A 592-nucleotide genomic window follows, 5' to 3' on the forward strand; every position below is an offset into this window, starting at 1 on the left:
GTTTTTACGCGCAAGGCCTTGTTCTAAGAGTTGTTTGTTGGCTTCGCGGCTGTTGCTGCGGTCGATGCCGATGGTTTTGACCAGCTTCAAGCCCCAGCCGAAGAAAGGGATTTTGAAAAGTTCGCGTTTGGCAACATAGACTTGCGGCGGAAAAATCTCTTGCAGGGCGAGGGTTTCCCAGCCGCTTTGGTGTTTGGCGCAAATGATGGCGGGGTGGTCGGGAATGTTTTCCGCGCCGCTTAAGGTGTAGTTTAAGCCGATGATGTGCTTGAGCGACCAGTTGAGGATACGCACCCAAACTTGCGCCATTTTGTGCGCGCCGCCTTGAAAGGGCAGGGCAAGCAGCATAAAGGGGAACAGCAAAATAATGCTAGAGGAAAGGATGAACCAGTAAATCAGGTTGCGGATAATCAGCATATCGGGGAAAAGTCTGTCGTTTGAAAGCCGTCTGAACGCCGTTGTCGGCAGTTTTCAGACGGCCTTGTCATTTATAGGATGGCTTGCGCGGCTTCTTCGATTTGTGTGTTTTCACGCATGATGTATTGCGAGAAAGCCAGCAGGTTGTCGAAGACTTGGGTGTGTTCGGGCAGGT

The 592-nt window shown here is 51.5% G+C and carries 1 protein-coding gene and 1 pseudogene; both read right to left on the reverse strand.

Translation table 11 applies throughout. From position 1 onward, the window contains the following. The coding region (locus tag ACTHUR_RS16110) for a lysophospholipid acyltransferase family protein (RefSeq protein ID WP_440392833.1) at positions 1 to 417 on the reverse strand (417 nt) is incomplete at its 3' end. A gap of 71 nt (positions 418 to 488) precedes the next feature. Then, positions 489 to 592, reverse strand: a pseudogene (locus tag ACTHUR_RS16115) (D-glycero-beta-D-manno-heptose 1,7-bisphosphate 7-phosphatase); the annotation flags it as partial.

Source organism: Neisseria sp. P0021.S007 (assembly GCF_051956855.1).